The sequence below is a fragment of the Sphingobacterium sp. UBA1897 genome (assembly GCF_002337775.1).
GTDB lineage: Bacteria > Bacteroidota > Bacteroidia > Sphingobacteriales > Sphingobacteriaceae > Sphingobacterium > Sphingobacterium siyangense.
Genome location: NZ_DDGR01000040.1, coordinates 39,274 through 60,439 on the forward strand (window position 1 = coordinate 39,274; position 21,166 = coordinate 60,439).

The 21,166-nt window shown below is 38.5% G+C and carries 19 protein-coding genes and 2 tRNA genes; 14 read left to right on the forward strand and 7 right to left on the reverse strand.

What is annotated here, in order from left to right:
• The first annotated feature begins 35 nt into the window (after positions 1-35).
• Both atpA and atpG read left to right on the forward strand, forming a co-directional pair.
• Entirely contained in the window at positions 36-1,610 is a 1,575-nt protein-coding gene (gene atpA, locus B4N43_RS24370) for a F0F1 ATP synthase subunit alpha (RefSeq protein ID WP_075994168.1), read from the forward strand.
• 77 nt (positions 1,611-1,687) lie between these two features.
• Complete coding sequence (atpG, locus tag B4N43_RS24375; protein WP_088162934.1) at positions 1,688-2,587, forward strand: ATP synthase F1 subunit gamma; 900 nt, start codon at positions 1,688-1,690, stop codon at positions 2,585-2,587.
• Positions 2,588-2,660: 73 nt separating this feature from the next.
• On the opposite strand, the gene B4N43_RS24380 is transcribed toward atpG, so the two are convergent.
• Positions 2,661-3,707 (reverse strand): 3-oxoacyl-ACP synthase III family protein, encoded by a 1,047-nt coding sequence (locus tag B4N43_RS24380; RefSeq protein ID WP_286736779.1) that lies wholly within the window; start codon positions 3,705-3,707, stop codon positions 2,661-2,663.
• 78 nt (positions 3,708-3,785) lie between these two features.
• On the opposite strand from B4N43_RS24380, the gene B4N43_RS24385 reads away from it, so the two are divergent.
• From B4N43_RS24385 to B4N43_RS24395, 3 genes are all read left to right on the forward strand, one after another.
• Positions 3,786-4,067 (forward strand): ATP-dependent Clp protease adaptor ClpS, encoded by a 282-nt coding sequence (locus B4N43_RS24385; RefSeq protein WP_046671971.1) that lies wholly within the window; start codon positions 3,786-3,788, stop codon positions 4,065-4,067.
• Positions 4,068-4,166: 99 nt separating this feature from the next.
• Entirely contained in the window at positions 4,167-6,608 is a 2,442-nt protein-coding gene (locus B4N43_RS24390) for a TonB-dependent receptor domain-containing protein (protein WP_286736781.1), read from the forward strand.
• A 67-nt stretch (positions 6,609-6,675) separates the two neighbouring features.
• Entirely contained in the window at positions 6,676-7,485 is an 810-nt protein-coding gene (locus B4N43_RS24395) for a 3-keto-disaccharide hydrolase (protein ID WP_083663849.1), read from the forward strand.
• 32 nt (positions 7,486-7,517) lie between these two features.
• Here B4N43_RS24395 and B4N43_RS24400 read toward each other — a convergent pair whose 3' ends face one another.
• Positions 7,518-8,222, reverse strand: a complete 705-nt coding sequence (locus tag B4N43_RS24400; RefSeq protein ID WP_075994164.1) for a YjjG family noncanonical pyrimidine nucleotidase — start codon at positions 8,220-8,222, stop codon at positions 7,518-7,520.
• A 211-nt stretch (positions 8,223-8,433) separates the two neighbouring features.
• Here B4N43_RS24400 and B4N43_RS24405 point away from each other — a divergent pair, with 211 nt between their 5' ends.
• The 6 genes from B4N43_RS24405 to B4N43_RS24430 all read left to right on the forward strand — a co-directional run bounded on the left by B4N43_RS24405 (position 8,434) and on the right by B4N43_RS24430 (position 13,240).
• Positions 8,434-9,309 carry a sensor histidine kinase gene (locus tag B4N43_RS24405; RefSeq protein WP_286736784.1) on the forward strand — a complete coding sequence of 292 codons (876 nt, stop codon included), beginning with the start codon at positions 8,434-8,436 and terminating at the stop codon, positions 9,307-9,309.
• Positions 9,299-10,006, forward strand: a complete 708-nt coding sequence (locus B4N43_RS24410) for a response regulator transcription factor (protein WP_070563139.1) — start codon at positions 9,299-9,301, stop codon at positions 10,004-10,006. Before B4N43_RS24405 ends, B4N43_RS24410 begins: the two co-directional genes overlap by 11 nt.
• A gap of 10 nt (positions 10,007-10,016) precedes the next feature.
• A complete protein-coding gene (locus tag B4N43_RS24415) occupies positions 10,017-10,535 on the forward strand; it encodes a hypothetical protein (RefSeq protein ID WP_231585185.1) in 519 nt (172 codons plus the stop codon).
• Entirely contained in the window at positions 10,535-11,572 is a 1,038-nt protein-coding gene (gene hemE / locus B4N43_RS24420; RefSeq protein ID WP_088162929.1) for a uroporphyrinogen decarboxylase, read from the forward strand. Before B4N43_RS24415 ends, hemE begins: the two co-directional genes overlap by 1 nt.
• Before the next feature lie 171 nt (positions 11,573-11,743).
• Positions 11,744-12,283: a CopD family protein gene (locus tag B4N43_RS24425; protein ID WP_075994977.1), complete on the forward strand. Its 540-nt coding sequence runs from the start codon at positions 11,744-11,746 to the stop codon at positions 12,281-12,283.
• A gap of 75 nt (positions 12,284-12,358) precedes the next feature.
• Positions 12,359-13,240 (forward strand): DUF4476 domain-containing protein, encoded by an 882-nt coding sequence (locus B4N43_RS24430; protein WP_286736787.1) that lies wholly within the window; start codon positions 12,359-12,361, stop codon positions 13,238-13,240.
• Between the two features lie 21 nt (positions 13,241-13,261).
• Here the strand turns inward: B4N43_RS24430 and B4N43_RS24435 are convergent, their stop codons facing one another.
• The 5 genes from B4N43_RS24435 to B4N43_RS24450 all read right to left on the reverse strand — a co-directional run bounded on the left by B4N43_RS24435 (position 13,262) and on the right by B4N43_RS24450 (position 18,561).
• Entirely contained in the window at positions 13,262-14,695 is a 1,434-nt protein-coding gene (locus tag B4N43_RS24435) for an NAD-dependent succinate-semialdehyde dehydrogenase (RefSeq protein WP_286736789.1), read from the reverse strand.
• A 77-nt stretch (positions 14,696-14,772) separates the two neighbouring features.
• On the reverse strand, positions 14,773-15,168 hold the full coding sequence (locus B4N43_RS25630; protein ID WP_075994159.1) for a thiol-disulfide oxidoreductase DCC family protein: 396 nt from the start codon (positions 15,166-15,168) through the stop codon (positions 14,773-14,775).
• A 142-nt stretch (positions 15,169-15,310) separates the two neighbouring features.
• Positions 15,311-16,525, reverse strand: a complete 1,215-nt coding sequence (locus tag B4N43_RS24440; RefSeq protein WP_145327957.1) for a bifunctional 3,4-dihydroxy-2-butanone-4-phosphate synthase/GTP cyclohydrolase II — start codon at positions 16,523-16,525, stop codon at positions 15,311-15,313.
• Positions 16,526-16,596: 71 nt separating this feature from the next.
• Positions 16,597-18,081 carry an LptF/LptG family permease gene (locus B4N43_RS24445; protein WP_145327958.1) on the reverse strand — a complete coding sequence of 495 codons (1,485 nt, stop codon included), beginning with the start codon at positions 18,079-18,081 and terminating at the stop codon, positions 16,597-16,599.
• A 102-nt stretch (positions 18,082-18,183) separates the two neighbouring features.
• Positions 18,184-18,561 carry an START-like domain-containing protein gene (locus B4N43_RS24450; RefSeq protein ID WP_046671984.1) on the reverse strand — a complete coding sequence of 126 codons (378 nt, stop codon included), beginning with the start codon at positions 18,559-18,561 and terminating at the stop codon, positions 18,184-18,186.
• A 65-nt stretch (positions 18,562-18,626) separates the two neighbouring features.
• Between B4N43_RS24450 and B4N43_RS24455 the strand changes: the two genes are divergently transcribed.
• The 3 genes from B4N43_RS24455 to B4N43_RS24465 all read left to right on the forward strand — a co-directional run bounded on the left by B4N43_RS24455 (position 18,627) and on the right by B4N43_RS24465 (position 21,118).
• Positions 18,627-18,700: transfer RNA gene (locus B4N43_RS24455), tRNA-Met, on the forward strand.
• Between the two features lie 293 nt (positions 18,701-18,993).
• Positions 18,994-19,070: transfer RNA gene (locus B4N43_RS24460), tRNA-Met, on the forward strand.
• Between the two features lie 131 nt (positions 19,071-19,201).
• Positions 19,202-21,118 carry a peptide-N-glycosidase F-related protein gene (locus B4N43_RS24465; RefSeq protein ID WP_286736793.1) on the forward strand — a complete coding sequence of 639 codons (1,917 nt, stop codon included), beginning with the start codon at positions 19,202-19,204 and terminating at the stop codon, positions 21,116-21,118.
• The last annotated feature ends 48 nt before the right edge of the window (positions 21,119-21,166 follow it).

Here is a 21,166-nt window from a genome sequence, read left to right on the forward strand (position 1 = left end):
TAAAATAAATCAAAAAACCCCTTATAATAATTAAAATGATAGAGGTAAGACCAGATGAAGTTTCGGCAATTCTAAGAGAGCAATTGTCGGGCTTTAAATCAGAAGCCGAACTAGAGGAAGTGGGTACCGTACTTGCTGTGGGTGACGGTATTGCTCGTATTTACGGCTTAACTAAAGTTCAGTCCGGTGAGTTGGTTGAATTTGATAACGGATTACAAGGTATTGTATTAAACTTAGAAGAAGACAACGTTGGTGTTGTACTTTTAGGTCCTTCTGATGAGATCAAAGAAGGAGATACTATTAAACGTACCAACCGTATTGCATCCATCAAAGTTGGTGAAGGCTTGTTGGGACGTGTTGTAAATACTTTAGGTCAACCAATCGATGGTAAAGGACCTATTCAAGGTGATTTGTATGAAATGCCTATCGAGCGTAAAGCTCCAGGTGTTATCTACCGTCAACCGGTAACTGAGCCATTACAAACAGGTATCAAAGCGATCGATGCGATGATTCCAGTTGGTCGTGGTCAACGTGAGTTGGTTATTGGTGACCGTCAAACAGGTAAAACAGCTGTTTGTATCGATACAATCTTGAACCAAAAAGAATTCTATGATGCAGGAGAACCTGTATTTTGTATCTACGTTGCCGTAGGTCAAAAGAATTCTACAGTTGCGAATATCGTGCGTACATTGGAGGAAAGAGGTGCTATGGCTTATACAGTAGTTGTTGCTGCATCTGCTGCTGATCCTGCTCCACTTCAGTTCTATGCGCCAATGGCAGGTGCTGCTATCGGAGAGTTTTTCCGTGATACAGGCCGTCCAGCATTGATCGTTTATGATGATTTGTCTAAACAAGCGGTAGCTTACCGTGAGGTTTCATTATTGTTACGTCGTCCACCGGGCCGCGAAGCATACCCAGGTGACGTATTTTATCTACACAGCCGTTTGTTGGAGCGTGCAGCGAAAATCAACTCTTCAGATGATATCGCACGCAACATGAATGATCTACCTGAATCGATCAAACACTTGGTGAAAGGTGGTGGTTCATTAACTGCGCTTCCGATCATTGAAACCCAAGCTGGTGACGTTTCAGCGTATATCCCAACCAACGTAATTTCAATTACAGATGGTCAGATCTTCTTGGAGTCTAACTTGTTTAACGCAGGTATCCGTCCAGCGATCAACGTAGGTATCTCTGTATCTCGTGTAGGTGGTAATGCGCAGATCAAACCGATGAAAAAGGTATCCGGTACATTAAAGTTGGATCAAGCTCAGTACCGTGAATTGGAAGCTTTTGCGAAATTCGGTTCTGATCTAGATGCTGCTACTAAATCTGTCTTGGATAAAGGTGTTCGTAACGTTGAGATCTTGAAACAAGGTCAATACTCTCCGGTTTCTGTTGAGAAGCAAGTGGCGATCATTTATATTGGAACTAAAGGTTTATTGCGTAATGTTCCTGTAAATAAAGTGAGAGAATTTGAAGAAGAATTCTTGACTCAATTGGAACAACGTCATCCAGAAGTATTGTCAGCTTTTAAAGCGAATAAGTTCTCCGATGAATTAACTGCAGTATTAGAAACAGTAGCTAAGGATTTAGCATCAAAATATTAATAGTAATGAGTATTTGGTATTGAGTCTATCGACAAGGCTCGATACTCAATACTAGGTACTTAATACTTAAAACAAATATGGCAAATTTAAAAGAAGTAAGAAACCGGATTACCTCGGTATCATCAACACAGCAGATCACGAAAGCTATGAAAATGGTTTCGGCTGCTAAATTGAAGCGCGCTACTAACGCTATCTTACAATTGCGCCCATATGCGAATAAACTAAGAGATATTTTGGCGGATGTTTCTGCGAGTGTTGAGGGAAGTAACTCTCCTTTTACAGTAGACCGCGAGCCAAATAAGGTGTTGATCGTTGTTGTTTCTTCTAACAGAGGTTTGGCTGGAGCATTCAACGCAAATGTTATCAAAGCGACTAATAACTTGATCTTTAACAAATATGCTGAGCAACATGCAAAGGGTAATTTGAGTATCATTGGTATTGGTAAAAAGGGTTATGACTTCTACTCGAAACGTAACTTCAATATGGTAGCTAATCACTCTGATTTGTTTTCTGATTTAAATTTTGGTTCTGTATCTGTGGTGACTGAATTTATCATGGAACAATTCAAAGAAGGTAATTTTGATCGTGTTGAAGTGATCTATAATCAGTTCAAAAATGCAGCAGTTCAAGAGTTGACTGCAGAGCAGATTTTACCATTATTACCTGCGGAGGAAAACAAACAACATACGCATAAAGCAAAAATAGAAGCTGAGGTGGATTATATCATCGAGCCTTCCAAAGAGAAGATTATCGAGGAGTTGATTCCTAAAGCAATCAAGATTCAATTATACAAAGCTGTTTTAGATTCGAATGCCTCTGAACATGGAGCACGTATGACGGCAATGGATAAAGCTACAGAGAATGCTGGTGACTTAATCAAATCACTTAAGCTATCTTACAACCAGGCACGTCAAGCTGCAATTACAACAGAATTGACGGAGATCGTATCTGGTGCAGCAGCATTATCAAACGGATAATTTTTTTATTCCGAAATATATAGAAAAAGGGCTAATCACACATGATCAGCCCTTTTTCTATATACGCTATTATCTACCATCGAATTAAGGCTGAACCCCAGGTAAATCCTGCTCCAAAAGCTGCCAAACATACGAGATCACCGTCTTTAATCTTTCCTTCTTCCCAAGCCTCGCATAGTGCTATCGGTACAGAAGCCGCAGTGGTATTCCCATATTTCTGAATATTGTTGAATACCTGATCTTCCCTTAATCCAAGAGTTTTCTGTACAAATTGCGAAATGCGAAGATTGGCCTGGTGTGGAATCATTAAATCGATATCACTGGTTTTTAAATTATTTTTTGCCAGCGCTTCATGAATGACCTCCGGAAATTTGACAACAGCTTTTTTGAAGACGGCCTGGCCATCCATATTTGGAAACGCAGTTCCATCTTCGAGCATCTCTTTGGTCATTAATAATCCGCCCAATTCCTGATCCGGCCAATTGGGCATTTTATCTAACCAAATTCCACTGGAAGCTCCGGGGTAATACATCGCTAGCTTTTCGGCTTCGGCTCCATCTGAATGTAAGTGCGTGCTCAGGATTCCTTTGCCATTTTCGGTTGTAGGCTGCACAACTACTGCTCCGGCACCATCTCCGAAAATCACGGAAACGGCTCGTCCTCTCGTAGAAAAGTCAAGCGCAAAAGAGTGTTTCTCCGAACCAACCACTAGCACATTTTTGTACATCCCTGTTTTGACAAATTGATCGGCAATAGAAAGCGCATATATAAAACCAGAACATTGGTTTCTAATATCCAGTGCCCCGATCTCCTTCATCTTCATTTCCCGTTGCAGTAGAACGGCGCAGCCCGGGAAATAATAATCTGGCGATAAGGTGGCAAAGATGATGAAGTCGACATCTTCAGGTGTAATATGGGCTCGTTCGATGGCAATTTTAGCTGCTTCGACCCCCATAGTGGTGGTGGTTTCGCCTATTCGGTCTGCATATCTACGTTCTTTAATGCCAGTTCGTTCTTGAATCCATTCGTCACTGGTATCCATAAAGCGTGTTAGGTCATTATTGGTATATACGTTTTTTGGGACGTAATAGCCAATTCCTGCAATTTTTGACTGTAACATAATAAATTCCTCTAATTGATTGTATTCTTCCCTTTTATATTATCGTTAATTTAGAAAAAAATATTCTATTTTTGCAGCATGGGTACCCAAACTGCTGAAGAAACCTTTACGTTAGAAGAGATATTAGCCTCTGTGAAAGAGTCTAATCGCCTCATTTTGTGGAATGATGAAACCAATACGTTTGAACATGTGATTCATTGTCTCATCTATCATTTACAATATACCGAGAAGCAAGCTGAGAAGATTGCCTGGAAAGTACATACTGAGGGAAAATGTGCTGTACTGGAGGGTACTTATACGGAGATGGAGATCTATCGTAAAATTCTGAAAGCCGAGGGATTGACTGTTTCTGTGGAGTAATTTGCTATTCTTTTGTTACCGTAATAATATGGTTACGCTTCAATTTTGTCTGTAAGTTTTAGTTTTCTTTGCACTATAACTTATAAACTAAGCTGAAGCATGTTTTTTTACGCTAAATCGTTTAAATCTTTCTTATTTGTATTCTTTTTACCTGTTGTTCTTTTTGCTCAAACAGGTCAAATCAAAGCTATTTTAGTCGATAGCGAAACTTCTAAACCTATTTCATCGGCTAGTGTCGCGCTCTTGGACGCCTATAGTAACGTCTTTGTTAAGGGGGGACAGTCTGTATCCCAAGGATTCCTTTTGTTGTCTGATATTAAACCTGGTAAATATAATGTCCGTATTACTTATGTTGGCTACGAGACACAAACCATTGATAGTATAGAGGTCTTAGGAAGTAAAAGCAAGGACTTAGGTCGAATTGCTTTGAAATCTACAGGTAATATGTTGAACGAAGTTGTTATTGAAGGAAGAGCTCCTGCCATGCAAATTGGTATAGACCGTAAAACCTTCAATGTTGGCGAGAGTTTGGTCAGCGCGGGTGGAACAGCGACCGATGTGCTTGCGAATGTCCCCACTTTGCAAGTTGATCAGGATGGATCGGTCAGTTTGCGTGGATCAAGTAGTGTGAAGATTTTAATCGACGGACGGGAGTCTGCCTTAGCAGGAAATGATGTAACTTCTTTGCTTCAGAGTCTACCTGCCAATTCAATTGAAAAAGTTGAAGTCATCACAAATCCATCCTCTAAATATGATGCAGAGGGCCAAACTGGGATTATCAATATCGTTTTAAAGAAAAATATTCGAACAGGGCTGAACGGATCGATAAATACATCCGCTGGTTCTTATGATAATTATATGGCTGGTATAACATTGAATTATCGTGATCGGAAATTCAATTACTTCGGATCCTATAACTTCAATAAACGAAACATGTTGGGAAGTGGGAAAACGGACAACAGGTTTTTTGGGGATAGCACGCGTAATTATAGCGAATCCGAATCGTCAAGAAAGGGCAATAGCCATACGGTAAAAGCTGGGTTTGATTATAATATGTCAGACCGTACTTCATTGAGTTTTTCGGGTAATTTAAGTATACGTGATAACAAGCGAATAGAAGACTTGAATTACGAGTTCTTTAAGCAATCGCAGATGACAGGAACGAGTGTTCGAAATTCAACACAATTTGAAGATGATCTTGGTTATGAATTAAACGCCGATTTTAGACATCAATTTAAGCGAGAAGGAGAGGAGTTGACGGGGAATGCAAGTTATGGGAGAGATAAGGAAGATGGTACAAATGATTTTTCTCAAAATTACACCGATGGGCGGAAGGCCACCTCACGGAAGAATGTTACGTCTGAGGATGGTAAGAATATCAATCTTCAATTGGATTATGTTTTACCTTTCTCCGAGGTAAGCAAATTCGAGGCAGGCTACAGGTCTCAAATCAGAAAGTCATTTGATACACAATTTTCCAGATCACTCGATTCTTTAGGTAATTATGTGCCGGATTATAGAATCAGCAACGATTTTGATTTTACGAGTACTGTCCATGCGATTTATGCGAATTATCAAAATAAATTAACAGATAAAATTGGCTATCAAATTGGACTCCGGGGAGAGCAATTTGAACTCAAGTCCACCTATTTCTCCAAGGATCCAGCTGCAGTGGAAACGGAATCCAATGCTAAACAGAAATTTTTCAGGTTATATCCAACACTGTTTTTAACCTACGATGTTGGTGAAAATGGGGATAAAGTTCAATTTAGCTACTCGCGCCGTGTTCAACGGGCTCGTGGTTGGCAAGTTAACCCATTTTTAAACGTATCCGATGATTTGAATTATCGTCAGGGAAATCCGAATCTGAAACCGGAAGATGTACACAGTTTGGAAATGAGCTTTGCCAAAACCTTTGGTAAAGTAAACCTCATATCTTCTGCCTATTTCAATCACGCAAGTGAGGTTATTCAGCCATTTGTTTACAAGATAGAGGATGGAAGAACATACAGTAGATGGGAGAATATGACCAGTCGTAATCTTTCGGGTTTTGAGTTTATTTCAAAAGTCAACGCAACGAAGGATTTTGACTTTACATTTAATCTCAATTTGATCCACATTCAGTATAATGCAAACCCGGACTACGATATTAAAGAACGAAAGGATTTCGCTTATAATGCTAATCTGACCGCTAATTATCGTTTTACACCAACGTTTTCTGCTCAAATGAGAAGCGAGTATAATTCTTCGCGTGTAATGGCTCAGGGGCAGATGAATGCCATGAAAGGTATGGATCTAGCCTTAAAAAAAGATGTGTTCAAGAAGAAAGCTTCAATTATGTTGAATGTGAGAGATGTATTTAATTCGCGAAAAATGAATGGTGTGACGGAGACTGCTCAACTTATATCAGATTTTGAGCACCGTTGGATGAAGAGGATGGTAACCTTATCACTTTCCTATCGGTTTGGTAGCCAAGATTTAAACAAATCAAAGAAAAAAGTGTCGAATACAAATGAAATGGGTGGCGGAGAGGAATATTAAAAAATATTCCTCTTTATACACTCAAATGCTTAAATTTAATTTTAAAACAAACCTAAAACTAAAAAGAATGAAGTTATTAAAAACAGTTCTTGCGGTATCGGTGATTGCTTTTTCAGCACATCTTAATACTGCCGTAGCGCAAGCAAAAAAAGAGGTTCCTGCTTACAAAATCTTAGATTTACCCCGTGTAGATATCAAGAAATTTAAAAAGAATAAAGCTGGGGCCTATGTTATTTTTGATGGTACTTCCATGGAAGGCTGGAGAGGATATGATAAGACAGTAGTGCCAAAAAGATGGGTAATTAATGAGGGAGCGATCAAATTTGATAGTCAAGCCAATGTTGGTAAAGAAGAAGGTGGTGACTTGGTCTTTGCTCATGATTTCAAGAATTTCGAATTAGAGATGGAATGGAAAGTTGCTAAAGGAGCAAATTCAGGTATCTTCTTTTTAGCGAAGGAAGTGGAAGGACAACCGATTTATATCTCGTCTCCAGAATGTCAGGTTTTGGACAATGAGAACCATCCTGATGCTAAAATGGGTGTAGATGGAAACCGTAAATCGACATCATTGTACGATATGATCCCTGCTAAGCCTCAGAATGGTAAACCGTATGGCGAGTGGAATAAAGTTAAGATCAGAGTAAACAATGGCAAGGTAGAGCATTTTCAAAATGGTGTAAAGGTTGTTGAATATACATTATGGGATAAGTCCTGGATTGATTTATTGCAAAAAAGTAAATTCAGTGAGGAAAAATGGCCTTTGGCTTTTGAATTGTTGAGCCATGTTGGTGGCGATAGCAAATCGGGGCTTATCGGTCTTCAGGATCATGGAAATGATGTATGGTTTAAGAATATTACCGTTAAGGTTCTAAAATAGAAAAAGCAGCTTTAAGCTGCTTTTTCTATTTTCTATAGTATCGATTGTAATTCTTTCAAGTCGATAATCATATGTGATACATCGTCTGGTTTTTCAATAACATTTGGGTTAAAGAAAATGGCGTCCATGCCTACATTTACGGCTCCACGGATGTCGGCGTCAAGGTTATCTCCGATCATCAGTGATTGCTGGGCTTGCGCTTGAGCAGTCGTCATAGCAAACTCAAATATTCGGGGATCCGGTTTATTCACACCGATGACTTCTGAAATAAAAATATGTTTGAAGTATTTGTTTAGGTTGCTCTTTTCCAGTTTGGTCTCACAGGCCTCTTTAAAACCATTAGATATCAGGTGAAGATTGTATCTGTCACCCAAATAAGCCAAGGTTTCATGTGCATGGGGAAACAGGTTTGTTTTTTTTGGACAGATAGCGAGATACTCCAGTTCGAATTCTTCAGGAAACAACTCTGGATCCACACCGAGCTCGGTAAAGGTATCTGCAAAGCGAGCTTTCCTGAGTTCTGGTTTTGAAATCTTTCCGTGATGATAGAGTCCCCAAAGTCGATGATTGTTAACTGTATAAGTTTCTATAAAACGAGTGGATGACTCTTGATTAAACAAGTGATCAAACTTGTATTTAAAATATAGCTCGTGCAGACTTTCTTCGGCATTTTTATCAAAATCCCATATGGTATGATCTAGGTCGAAGAAAATGTCTTTTTTCTCGTGATTAAACATATGCAAAATTAAAACAAATTAACCTGAAATTCCAAGTCAGTTAGGTTATCTAGTGATGAAATTAAAGGTCACTTTTATCGATATCGGGTTTCCGATGGTTTATATGACTGTTTGTTGATTTTAGTCTTATTGCGAATCGGTTAATTTTCTTCTTTGTGTCATAATCCTTCCGATATTTCCGAATACATGGGTGAATACCTATTTTTGTCACATGAAGAAAGCGCTGTTACTCTTTTATTTTCTATTGTTCTATGCGGTTATGCAACTGATATGGTGGGGGGTGATGTTTATCCGTTTTGATCCGAGTAAAAAGAACATGATCATAGGAGAGGGAATATTCTTCTTGATTATTTTCTTGTGGGGTGCATGGCGGTTGAAGCGGCTGGTTGAGAGGGAGCAGAAACTGCTTCAACAACAACAGAACTTTCTTTTGGCTATTACGCATGAACTTAAATCGCCATTGGCTTCCGTCAAATTGTATATTCAAACTATTTTGAGGCGTGATCTTGACAAAGAGCAACAACAAACGTTCTTGAGAAACTCGCTGAAGGATATCGAGCGTTTGGATGATCTGGTGGAAAATGTATTGATGACAACCAAGTTGGACAGCCGAAATTACAGTATGCCGAAGGAGGATTTTAATTTTACTGCTTTGGTAGAACAGGTTGTAGATAGGCTTCAGAAGAATTCCTGTAGTTCACAAGTTTTGAAACCTTATTTGGAAGCGGATATCATTATTCATGCAGATAAGTTTGCTATTAGTAATGTGGTTACTAATCTGATAGAAAATGCAATTAAGTATTCGCCGGCATGTGCTATGGTGGATGTGAAATTATATACGGAGAATAATAAAATAATTTTTTCTGTTGCTGACCATGGTATCGGTATCAGTGATGAAGAGAAAAAACTTATCTTTAATAAGTTTTATCGCGTGGGAAGTGAGGCAACACGAAAAACCAAAGGCACAGGTTTGGGGTTATATATCGTGAAAACCGTATTGCAGAAGCACGACGCGACCATAAAAGTTAAAGATAACACTCCTAAAGGGAGTATTTTTGAAGTAACATTTGAAAAAAATGCAAAGTAAACAAAGAATATTACTTGTCGAAGATGAAGAACACTTGTTAGAAGCTATCAAGTTGAATCTCGAAATGGAAGGCTACCGTGTTACTACGGCTACCGATGGAAAAAAAGCACTAAAAGTCTTCAAGGAGGAACGTTTCAACTTGGTGGTTTTGGATGTGATGATTCCCGAAATTGATGGATTCCAAGTGGCTGAAACTATTCGACTGCAAAACACTGAGGTTCCTATCATGTTTTTAACTGCGAAAAATAGCAGTGAGGATCGAATTACGGGTCTTAAGAAAGGGGCGGATGATTATCTGGTAAAACCTTTCAACTTAGAAGAATTGATTCTTCGTGTTGGAAATTTGGTGCGTCGTGGCATGAAACCAGACGATTTGAAAGAACTAAATTCTTATCAAATTGGTGATAAAACGATCTATTTTAATTCGTATGAGCTACATCATGCAGATGGCACGATCACTTCGTTGACAAAGAAGGAAACCATGCTGTTGAAACTGTTGATTGAACGACGCAATGAGGCCGTATCCCGGGAACAAATATTGGAGACCGTATGGAATTACGATGTTTACCCATCTACACGTACCATCGACAATTTTATCTTAACCTTCCGGAAATATTTCGAACCAGATCAAAAGCATCCGATTTATTTCCATTCTATCAGAGGTGTTGGTTATAAGTTTACCGACAATAACGCATAGGTAGAAAGAGATGATGACAATCAGGGCAAGAATAGCCGTTATTTTTATTGCTGCATTATTTTTGGGCTATGGCTTATACCAAGGGCATTATCAAACTGCTGTACTGATAGCAGGCGGAATAGGCTACTTGATTTGGAGTCATTTTAGAGAAGGGTCCGTTTTTTTGGCAACGCAGGCTTTTCATAGGCAAGATTATGAAAAGACAAAAAATTTGCTAGCTGAGATAAAGAATCCGGACGCACTTCGTAAAGGCAGACGTAATTTCTATGAATTTATGATGGGAAATATTGCGCTTAAAGAGGAACGTGTCGATGAGGCCGAATATCATTTTCAGCTAGCTTCACGTCTGCCTTGGAAAAAAGATAATGAAAAGGGTATGGTGATGATTAATCTGGCAAATATAGCGCTGCGAAAGTTGGATTATGAAAGAGCGAGAGCTTATACAGATGTTGCCAATAAGTTACATCTGACGGCTAGACAGAACAGCATTATTACAAAAATAGAAAACGAAATTTCAAAACATTTATAGTGAGTACTACTTTACAAAACGACTTATTGATTAAAGCTGCATTTTCGCAGCAAACGGAAAGACCTCCTGTGTGGATGATGCGTCAAGCTGGACGCTTTATGAAGGAATATTGGGATATCAAGAATAAATATTCCTTTTTGGAGATGTGCAAAACGCCAGAAATTGCTGCGGATGTCACTATGCTTCCGGTAGATTTGTTAGGCATTGATGCAGCTATTTTATTTTCTGATATTTTAGTTACAGCTGAAGCCATGGGAGGGGATTTGTCCTTTGAACAAGGTGTAGGGCCTCGTTTTTCTAATCCTGTTCGTTCTGTAAAGGATGCTGAAGATTTGTCTACCAACTGTTTGGATAAATTACAGTATGTTGCTGATGCAATCAAGGTCATTCAACAACGTCTTGACAGCCGTATCCCTTTGATTGGTTTCGCGGGAGCACCATTTACAATTTTAAGTTATTTGGTTGAAGGTGGATCTTCAAAAGATTTTAAGTTAACGAAGTTGATGTTGAATAATCAGCCTGAGTTGGCACATATGATCCTTCAAAAGATCGCAGATGTAACGGTTGAATATCTTAACATGCAGATCGCAGCTGGAGTAAATGCAATTCAATTATTTGATAGCTGGGCCCTGGCTTTATCCTGGAATGATTACCGTGATTTTTCGCATTATTATAATAAGCAGATTATCGCTAAGTTGAACCGTAAGGATATTCCTGTCATTTCCTTTTGTAAAGGATCTTCTGTTTTTGCACCAATGATGGTCGAAGCGCAACCTGATGTTGTTTCTATCGATTGGAATGCAGATTTAAAAAATATTAAACAATCTCTGCCACAGGGTATTGCTGTTCAAGGAAATTTGGATCCATTTGTTTTGTATGCAGATAAACCTGTTATCAAGAAAAAGATTATCGAATTATTTGAGCGCATGAGAGGTGAAAATGGTTTTATCTTTAACTTGGGACATGGTATCATGCCAGATATTCCTTTTGATAATGTAAAATATGCCATTGAGGTTGTAAAAGAATTTAGCTATTAGTTTGCTATCTACTTCAAAAACAAAAACGACTTGCCTTTCGCAGGTCGTTTTTGTTTGTCTTATATTTAATCTATTTCGGTTGATATAGCACTTTTGTATATTGGATGTAAGATTTGCGCAATTGATGTTTGGACGTATTGAATGCTATTAACTTTTCTTACTTTTGTAACTATGGTCTATTTATATGCAAAAGCAGTTCATATTATCTTTGTGATTTGTTGGATGTCAGGTCTGTTTTATATGCCTCGACTCTTTATATATCATACAGAAGCTAAGGACAAGAGTCAAGAAGCGTTTGATGTTTTGCATAAAGAATTCAGTAAGATGGAAAAATTACTGTGGTGGGTTATTACTACTCCTGCGATGTACATCACAGTCTTTTCTGCACTAGTTATGTTATGCTATTCCCCTGGTTTATTATCCATGGGGTGGATGCATGTAAAACTGACATTCGTTCTGGGTATGATTATCTATCATTTTACCTGCCAGAAGATTATGTTCAAATTGAGTCGTCAAGAATCCAAATTAACTTCAACAAATCTCCGTTTGTTTAATGAAGTCGCAACAGTTTTATTATTCGCTATTGTTTTTACTGTTGTCTTAAAATCGGCACTGAACTGGATATTTGGCGTTTTGGGACTCTTAATTTTATCCATTGCTTTAATGATGGCCGTAAAACTTTATAAGAAGTACCGGAACAAGAAAGCATAACAAAATGTTAAATTCTTTGGTTTCTTAATCCTTTTTTATTCTGTGTAGTCGAAGGATTATAAATTGAATCGGATTATGTACAGGAAAATTTTGGTTATGGTCTCGTTGCTTATTGTCGCAACGGCTGGGTTTGCGCAGCGATACAGACCTTTTGGAGGGGCATTAAACATCTATTCTACAGATGTCCCATTTTTTCTTTATATCAACAACGTTTTGTATAATAATAGGGCTTCCACGGATATTAGGGTATCCAATTTGACGAGTCGTCGTTATGATTTGCGTATTGTATTTGCTGACAGACAGCAACGCACATTGAATGGCAGTGGTGTGCAACTTGTCAATAGAAATGGACAGTATATGAATGTGGTATTTTCTGTCAGTAGCAGAGGCGGAAATAGGGGGATTATCCTGGAATCCATGAATCCTGTTGATCGGTATAACAACGGTAATTATCGTGAGGATTTACCGTATAATAATCGGGATGGATATAGTAATGAACAAGGTAATGAGCGATACAGACAATCGGAAGATCGTGATGATTTGCCAAACAATAATCGTGGGGGATATAATAATGATCAATATAGGCAGTCAGAAGACGCTAAGGTTTATCGTAACGGTGTAGCGAATCAAGGAGGATATGCTGAAAATGAAGATAATGATCTGTCTGATGCCGGAGTAATGAATAAGACGAATTCCAATCGATTGAACGATCTATTAAATCAGAAGGAAAACGATCAGGATAGACTTGCTGTAGCTGCTCAGGAATTAAAAAGTATGCGCCTAAGTGTTGGTGAAATTGTTGATTTAATGGAACTTTTTATACGAGATGATAATAAACTGGCCTTTGCCAAATATGCTTATCCAACCTGTGTGGATAAACAGAATTATGAGAAAGTAGGGGACGCCTTATCGTTCAGTTCAACAAGGGAAAAGCTAGTGGATTTTTTGAAAAAATAAAAGGAGCATTTTGCTCCTTTTTTATTCACCGCCAAAGCAGATATATTTTAATTCCATATATTCATCCAAACCGTATTTAGATCCTTCACGACCTACACCAGATTGTTTTACTCCACCAAAAGGAGCTGCTGCATTTGAAATAAGGCCTGTATTGACACCTACCATGCCAGCCTCTAGCTGTTCAGCAACACGAAAACAGCGATTTATATTTGTACTATAAAAATAGGAGGCTAGTCCAAATTCAGTCGTATTGGCCATTGCAATTCCCTCTTCTTCTGTTTTGAAACTGAAAAGGGCGCAAATCGGACCAAAAGTCTCCTCTCGGAATATAAGCGCTTCTTTCGGAACGTTGGTCAGCACAGTTGGCTGGAAAAATAGATCTTTGATAACCTTTCCTCCAGTAGCCAATTCGGCACCATGATTTAATGCATCTTGTACATGATGCTGTACTTTCTCAAGCCCTTTTGCATTGATTAAGGGGCCTACCTGGACGCCTTTGTCAAGTCCATTACCTACTTTCAATTTACTGACAGCATGGCTAAGTTCCATCGAAAATTCATCATAGACATCTTCTTGGATTAGAAACCTATTGATGGAAACGCAAGTTTGCCCTGAGTTTCTAAATTTTCCGGCAATGGCTCCTTCGACAGCAGCAGCAATATCCGCATCGTTAAAAACCAAAAAGGGAGCATTACCACCGAGCTCCATAGATACTTTTTTAATGTTAGAGGCTGATTGTTCTATGAGTGTTTTTCCGACTTCGGTAGAGCCTGTGAAAGATAGTTTTCTTATCAGGTCGTTTGTAGCTAGTTCTTTGCCGATACCAACACTATCTTTTCCTGTAATTACGTTAAAAACACCCTTCGGAATCCCTGCATCTTCAGCCAGTTTAGCCAATGCTATAGCAGAAAATGGGGTTTGGGAGGCCGGTTTTAGCACAACGGTACAACCAGCCACCAAAGCTGGAGCAACCTTTCGGGTGATCATCGCTAAAGGAAAATTCCAGGGTGTAATTGCGGCTACGACACCTACACCTTGCCTAATCGTTATCATTCTACTTCCTTTTTTATGGGTAGGTATGGTTTCACCATAGGCTCTTTTTCCTTCTTCTGAAAACCATTCTACGAAAGAACTACCGTAGTCAACCTCTACCCTCGATTCGCTTAGCGGTTTGCCGCTTTCTAGGGTCATGATTTCCGCAAGATCGTCTTTATAGTGTTGAATAAGATCGTACCATTTGCGGACGATGTTGCAACGTTCCAGTACCGTTGTGTTTTTCCAGCTTTTCCATGCCTTGTCAGCATCCATTATGGCTTTAGTACAGTCAACTACTTTTAAATCTGGCAACGAAGCAATAACTTTTCCTGTTGCAGGATTTACCACATCAAATGTGTGTTTTGACTTGATAAATTTCCCATTGATATAGGCACTGTCAATTAAAAGTGTATTTTTCATCGATGTAAATTTAATTGTCACAAGTATAATTAGAAGATTTCTGAACTAAACTTCACTTCAATAAGATTACTGTTTGTTCAAATGAATCTTTCTCGCTCAGATTTTGAAGGTATCGTACAAAATTCATTTTTTCCAAACCATCGATAGCGGTTTTTAGCAAAATAATCATAAAGCGCATCTCTCCACGAAAGTGGTAAAATCTTTAGTAAATAACATGTAATGTAAGGGAAGCCCAATTGCTTACAAATCTTTAAAATAGCTTCACTTTTGAGATAGGTACCAGCTGGAGATAGGAAAACGATGGAATCAGTATTTTTGGGAATATTTGTTAGCGCGGTCCGGGCAAATTCAGACTGCAAGGAACTAAATAAGAATTTCTTTCTGCGATCGATCCTTAATAATAGTTGAACAAAGTGATTACAGATCAAGCAATCACCATCGAAAAAGATGATATATCTCCCTTGTTGTTCCATATTATAAAGTTACTTCTATTTATTGAAAGTACTGCCATAACAAGATCATAAATGGAAGCGATTTTATCATCATTGGGGTTTAATTCTCTATGTTAAAAAAGGCGGTGTTTCCAATAGAAATACCGCCTTTTTTACTTCCTTTTTATAGATTTTTCATGATTGTATGTCCCATACGATCTCTTTTAGTTTTTAAGTACTCTTCATTAAAGGGATTTGCCGTTATTTCAATAGGTACATTTTCTATGATTTCAAGACCATAACCTACTAGGCCAGCACGTTTTGTCGGATTATTTGACATAAGACGCATTTTTGTGACACCAAGGTTTCTAAGAATCTGGGCTCCTACACCGTAGTCTCTTAAATCTGCCTTGAACCCTAACTGTACATTGGCGTCTACCGTATCCAAACCATTTTCTTGTAATTTGTAAGCATGTAGCTTATTGATCAGTCCAATACCGCGACCTTCTTGATTCATATAGACAATAACACCTTTACCCTCTTGCTGGATCATTTCCATTGCTTTGTGCAATTGAGGGCCACAGTCACAACGGCAAGAACCAAAAATATCACCCGTAACACAAGAGCTGTGCACCCGTACTAAAATAGGTTCATCTTCATTCCACTCGCCTTTGTAAAGCGCTAAATGTTGTTCGCCAGTGTCTTTTTGTGTAAAGGCTTTCATTTTAAAATCACCATATTGCGTTGGCATATTAACAGTGACTTCTTCATTGATTAAAGAGTCGTGCTTAAGACGGTATTCAATTAGATCTTCAATACTAATGATCTTTAAATCAAATTTTTTAGCAACTTCCATTAGTTCCGGAAGTCTGGCCATTTCACCATCTTCTTTTAAAATCTCAACCAATACACCTGCTGGTTCAAATCCTGCTAATCGAGCGAGGTCAACTGTAGCTTCAGTGTGTCCTGTACGACGTAATACACCACCATCTTTCGCTATGAGCGGGAAAATATGTCCTGGTCTACCTAATTCTTCATAATGGATATTAGGATCGATCATTGCTTTAATTGTTTTCGAACGGTCCGATGCAGAAATACCGGTTGTACAACCATATCCCTGTAAGTCAATGGAAACTGTAAAGTTCGTTTCATATACCGCTGTATTCTGTCCCACCATTAAGTCAAGGTGTAATGCATCTGCTCTTTCTTTAGTAATTGGGGCACATACTAGTCCACGACCGTGAGTCGCCATAAAGTTGATGATTTCGGGAGTTGCATTGCGGGCAGCAGTGACAAAGTCTCCTTCATTTTCGCGATCTTCGTCATCCACGACGATTACTACTTTTCCTGCCTGTATATCAGCGATCGCTTCTTCGATCGTGTTTAATTTGAAATCCATTTATTGATATATTGTAATTGGTACAAAGTTAGTGTAGAATCTAAATTTATTTATAATAGCGTTGTCACAATCTAATGTGATTCTTTTAATTTATTCTTTTTTGCAAGCTTTTCCTTAATCCACTTCCAAGCGGCTTCTACTTTTAATTTATATTGATCAATATCAAATAAGGCAGAATCAGTTGTCGACTTGTACGTTAGAAAAGCGGCTAATGGTGTTAAGACAATAATGGCCATCCACATGCCTACGGCTGATGATATGGCACCATCTTTCGCTGTTTTTTCTGCTACTGTGGAGATAATGTGATAGATCAGAAAGAAAATGATGGCCATCACGACCGGAAGACCAAGTCCACCTTTTCTGATAATGGCTCCTAGTGGAGCTCCGATTGCAAATAGTAAAAGACAGGAGACAGCTAGGGTAAACTTGCGATGCCATTCAATCCGATAGCGTATATCTTTCGATTTGTAATCTTTAAACTCAAGTGTACGTCCATTCAGATCTTCCTTTAAATAATTCAATTGGTTTAATGCATTCATGGTGATCTGTGCCCGTTGTTCTTGGGGAACCAGATCGGTAAGCAAATTTTTAAAAGGTTTGATCTTAGTTTCTTTGACCTTTGGCTGTCCAGGTTGATTCGCACTAAAATATTTCGAATAGATATTATATCGGGTGTCTAATGTACGGACGATCGCTTTTCCCATACTGTCTATCTTAATATGGTTGGAATCGATGTACATGTCTAACTGTTTCAGGTTTAACATGGCGTGGTGGCTCTTGAAGAGATTTTCATCCGTTTTACCTTGTTGAAAACTTCCCATATCAAACTTTTGCTCTGTTTCCTTGAACTTAAATCGCGTAAATTGCTGACGTGGATCGTAGGTTTTGGAGTTTTTAGTCCGTGCTTCCTCATAGCGGATACCATCCTTAAGTTTTAGGATCATATAATTGTTGTCAGGAGAGTTATAGATATACCCTTCTTTCGCCATAAGTACATTATTGGCTGTGTTACCGCCACGATGATCATAAATCATCAAGTCATAGAGAATTGTTCCCGCTTTATTTTTTCCTTTAGCGCGGATCGAGTAACCTGGGATGGTGTTGTTAAAGATTCCGGGTTTGATGAGGAAATCTGCCTTTTTATTACGTACATCAGTAAGTAGCGTACCCATTTTTAGATTCACTACGGGGAGAATATAGTCGGAGAACAGAAAAGAACTTGTTGCGAAAATTGCAACGAGTATAAATAGTGGGGTCATCGCTTTACGTAAAGATACGCCTGCAGCTTTGATCGCAACTAATTCATAGCTTTCACCCAGATTTCCGAAAGTCATAATGGAGGAAAGGAGCATGGATAAAGGCATTGCCATTTGGATTTGAACAACGCATTGATATCCAATTAGCTCCATGATCGTATACCATTCAAATCCTTTTCCAATCAAATCATCAATGTACTTGAATAGGAAAAGCATCAATAAGACAAACATCACAATAAAGAATGTGACAATAAATGGTTTTATGAAAGCTTGAAGAATAAGTAAATGAACCTTTTTCATCCGTGACGCAAAGCAAATTGATGCCTTTACATTAAGGCATCTTCCAACTAAGGAGCTCCAGCTGGAGCTCTTAGTGGAAATATATTGCAAAGATAGGCTTTTTTATGCACCTATAACACTTTGAAGATAGACTATTGAATTTTTCCAAATTAACTTTCTATTTTCAAGGTCTTCTTCTTTAGCGTAATCTGTTATTTTAAGAGCAACATCATTTGTTAGCTCGTCTTGATCGATCTCCAGATCGAAATAATAGGGATCATCATCGAGCCATTTAAAGCGTACAGATTTATTTTCTCTCGATGCTACAATTTTTGCTCGGTGAGGTTCATCATCCCAAATGAAAGTATAAACGGTGTCTTTATAGTTTACATCATCTGCAAACCATTGTGCCAATTCGTTTGGTTCTTGCAAATACGGAAATAAAATTCTAGGTGAAGAGTTGATGATATATTCTAGTTGGAATTTTATTTTATCTGCCATAAAAATGTTTTTTTAAATTTTAGTTTGTTTAAATCAAAAATAAGCTATATTTGCATTCCCAAAATGGCGGGGTAGCTCAGATGGTTAGAGCGTTGGATTCATAACCCAAAGGTCGGCAGTTCGATTCTGCTCCCCGCTACAAATCTCTTCCAAAATTGCTTTTTACTGCATCAACTTATTATTTGTAATAATACATATTTATTTTGTTATTGCAAGTTTTTTTGTAAAAAGTTGCCCCTGTTTTTTGATAAACATGTTGTTTTTAGGACTATCAATTTTTTCAACTACTGTTTCTATTTTTTAATGATAAATTTATTGAGTTAAAAATGAGTTTGTTGCGTTTAATGCGAGTTTTAAATAGGTCAGAATTGGTAAAAAAATAAAAAAATCTTTTGAATTGACATACGAAGTGGTATATTTGCATACCGAAACGGCGGGGTAGCTCAGATGGTTAGAGCGTTGGATTCATAACCCAAAGGTCGGCAGTTCGATTCTGCTCCCCGCTACCAAAAGCATCAGTCTGTTAAGATTGATGCTTTTTTTATGATTGTATGTATTTCCTTTTTATCGCATTACCTTTTTTTTACCGCCGACAAGAGTACATCTATCTTTGTATTGTTTTATGGATAATATTTAAATAATGAATATAAGACCTATACTAACCCTATTCTACTTTTTTATCTGCTATCATGTTGTTGCACAAGAAGGCACAATAAGCCATGTCGTTACACATCAACGGAAAACCATTCTATGTGATGCACAGAAAGGGGAGAATTCCTATCCAGCTTGGGGGGTATTTCCGAAAGAAAACTATCCTGTAAGAAAGGTTACTATGTTTGTTACCCTTGGGAGCCCAGATAGTTTGCGCACAGCGCATTGGGATTATTTGGATCACATCGTATTGCGTCGTAAAGGAGGAAAAAATGGAGCTGTGCTAAATTATGAATTAGGAAGAATGCTTACGCCATATGGTAGTATCTACAATAAAGGATGGAGTTGGAAATGGCAGGTCGATGTAACTGATTTTGCTCCTTTCTTAAGGGATAGCGTGGAAATTGTCTATACTCATTCTGGTTTTGAGGACAAGACTGTAGGGTGGGCACTTACTGTAGATTTTGAAATTTTATCAGGTCCACCAGTCGTTACCCCATTGGGAATAACAGTGCTGTGGAATAAAGCATATAAATATGGGGATGTCAACGAAAAGATAGCAGAAAATCTACGACCAATAACATATACCTCGAGTCCGGGATCTGCATTGAGCCGAATACGTATTCAGCATACAGGGCATGGTATGGATAAACCGCGTGGCTGTAGTGAATTCTGTAGCCGATGGCGCGAACTCACCTTCGATGGAAAGACTGTAGACAGACGTGATATGTGGAAGAAATGTGGAGGTAATCCACTTTATCCACAAGGCGGTACCTGGGTACATGACCGCGCATATTGGTGTCCTGGAGATTTACAGCAGCCTGATTTTATTGATGTATTTACCAAAGTTGGCACTCATCAAGTTGCCTTACAGATGGAACCCTATACAGCGACAGAGAATGTACAGGCTGTCGAAAATATATCGGCTTACTTGTTTCAATATTCAGTCCCTAAACAAAAGGTAGATGTTGCAGTCGAGTCAATAATGGTTCCAAGTGATGAACAGCGTTTCTCTAGATTAAATCCGGCGAGTGCTGGCCCAAGGATCTCTTTCAGAAATTTAGGTGCTGACCCGATTCGATCCCTAGAAATTGTTTATGGCACGAAAGGATTTCCTGTCAAAACTTTCCATTGGAAAGGTAATCTTTCTTTTAATCAAGTTGCAGAAGTTATACTACCCGGAGAAATACAGGAAAAAGATCGGGAGAATGTATTCACGGTGTCACTTCTTAAGCCTAATGGAAAGCCGGATGCATGGCCCACAGACAATGAGGCGGAAAGCGTCTTTACAGCTCTGCAGAAATTTCCAACTGATTTTATTTTGGAGTTTACGACCAATAATAAACCAGCGGATAATCGTATATTTCTAATGAATGCAAGGCAGGATACGGTCTTTTGTAAGACAGGCTCTCAACTGGCTGCGGCAACGATGTATAGAGATACTTTACATCTTAATGAGGGAAATCACTCACTCTCTTTGGTTGATACAGCAGGTAACGGACTGCAGTTTTGGGCACAACCTGAAAATGGTGATGGTCATTTACGGATTTTCGATCTGAAAGGAAACCTTATTCATGCTTTTGAAAGCGATTGTGGAAATGGCGAAATGTTTAGTTTCAATGCCAAACGTGGATTTGAGATGAACACAATTTCAACGCAATATGCCTTCTCACTTTATCCAAGGTCGGTTGTGGATAAGACGCAACTGAGCGTATTGTCCAATAAACAGAGTGAGATGACAGTGCTTTTTATGGTTGATGGCGTTTTGTGGCAAAAACATGAATACAAATCCATTCAACAAGCTGTCCTGAGCTATGATCTGAGCCATCTACCTCCAGGAAGAATAATCGTTGAAGTTCTGATGGATGGTATGAGCCGATTTAAAGGACGGATAAATAAAAGATAACCGAATAAAAGAAAAGCACAAAGATATTTTGTGCTTAGATTTTGACGA

Coding starts and splice junctions, on each gene's coding strand:
- atpA (WP_075994168.1), top strand. CDS start 36: ATGATAGAGGTAAGACCAGATGAAGTTTCGGCAATTCTAAGAGAGCAA.
- atpG (WP_088162934.1), top strand. CDS start 1,688: ATGGCAAATTTAAAAGAAGTAAGAAACCGGATTACCTCGGTATCATCA.
- B4N43_RS24380 (WP_286736779.1), bottom strand. CDS start 3,707: ATGTTACAGTCAAAAATTGCAGGAATTGGCTATTACGTCCCAAAAAAC.
- B4N43_RS24385 (WP_046671971.1), top strand. CDS start 3,786: ATGGGTACCCAAACTGCTGAAGAAACCTTTACGTTAGAAGAGATATTA.
- B4N43_RS24390 (WP_286736781.1), top strand. CDS start 4,167: ATGTTTTTTTACGCTAAATCGTTTAAATCTTTCTTATTTGTATTCTTT.
- B4N43_RS24395 (WP_083663849.1), top strand. CDS start 6,676: ATGAAGTTATTAAAAACAGTTCTTGCGGTATCGGTGATTGCTTTTTCA.
- B4N43_RS24400 (WP_075994164.1), bottom strand. CDS start 8,222: ATGTTTAATCACGAGAAAAAAGACATTTTCTTCGACCTAGATCATACC.
- B4N43_RS24405 (WP_286736784.1), top strand. CDS start 8,434: ATGAAGAAAGCGCTGTTACTCTTTTATTTTCTATTGTTCTATGCGGTT.
- B4N43_RS24410 (WP_070563139.1), top strand. CDS start 9,299: ATGCAAAGTAAACAAAGAATATTACTTGTCGAAGATGAAGAACACTTG.
- B4N43_RS24415 (WP_231585185.1), top strand. CDS start 10,017: ATGATGACAATCAGGGCAAGAATAGCCGTTATTTTTATTGCTGCATTA.
- B4N43_RS24425 (WP_075994977.1), top strand. CDS start 11,744: ATGGTCTATTTATATGCAAAAGCAGTTCATATTATCTTTGTGATTTGT.
- B4N43_RS24430 (WP_286736787.1), top strand. CDS start 12,359: ATGTACAGGAAAATTTTGGTTATGGTCTCGTTGCTTATTGTCGCAACG.
- B4N43_RS24435 (WP_286736789.1), bottom strand. CDS start 14,695: ATGAAAAATACACTTTTAATTGACAGTGCCTATATCAATGGGAAATTT.
- B4N43_RS25630 (WP_075994159.1), bottom strand. CDS start 15,168: ATGGAACAACAAGGGAGATATATCATCTTTTTCGATGGTGATTGCTTG.
- B4N43_RS24440 (WP_145327957.1), bottom strand. CDS start 16,525: ATGGATTTCAAATTAAACACGATCGAAGAAGCGATCGCTGATATACAG.
- B4N43_RS24445 (WP_145327958.1), bottom strand. CDS start 18,081: ATGAAAAAGGTTCATTTACTTATTCTTCAAGCTTTCATAAAACCATTT.
- B4N43_RS24450 (WP_046671984.1), bottom strand. CDS start 18,561: ATGGCAGATAAAATAAAATTCCAACTAGAATATATCATCAACTCTTCA.
- B4N43_RS24465 (WP_286736793.1), top strand. CDS start 19,202: ATGAATATAAGACCTATACTAACCCTATTCTACTTTTTTATCTGCTAT.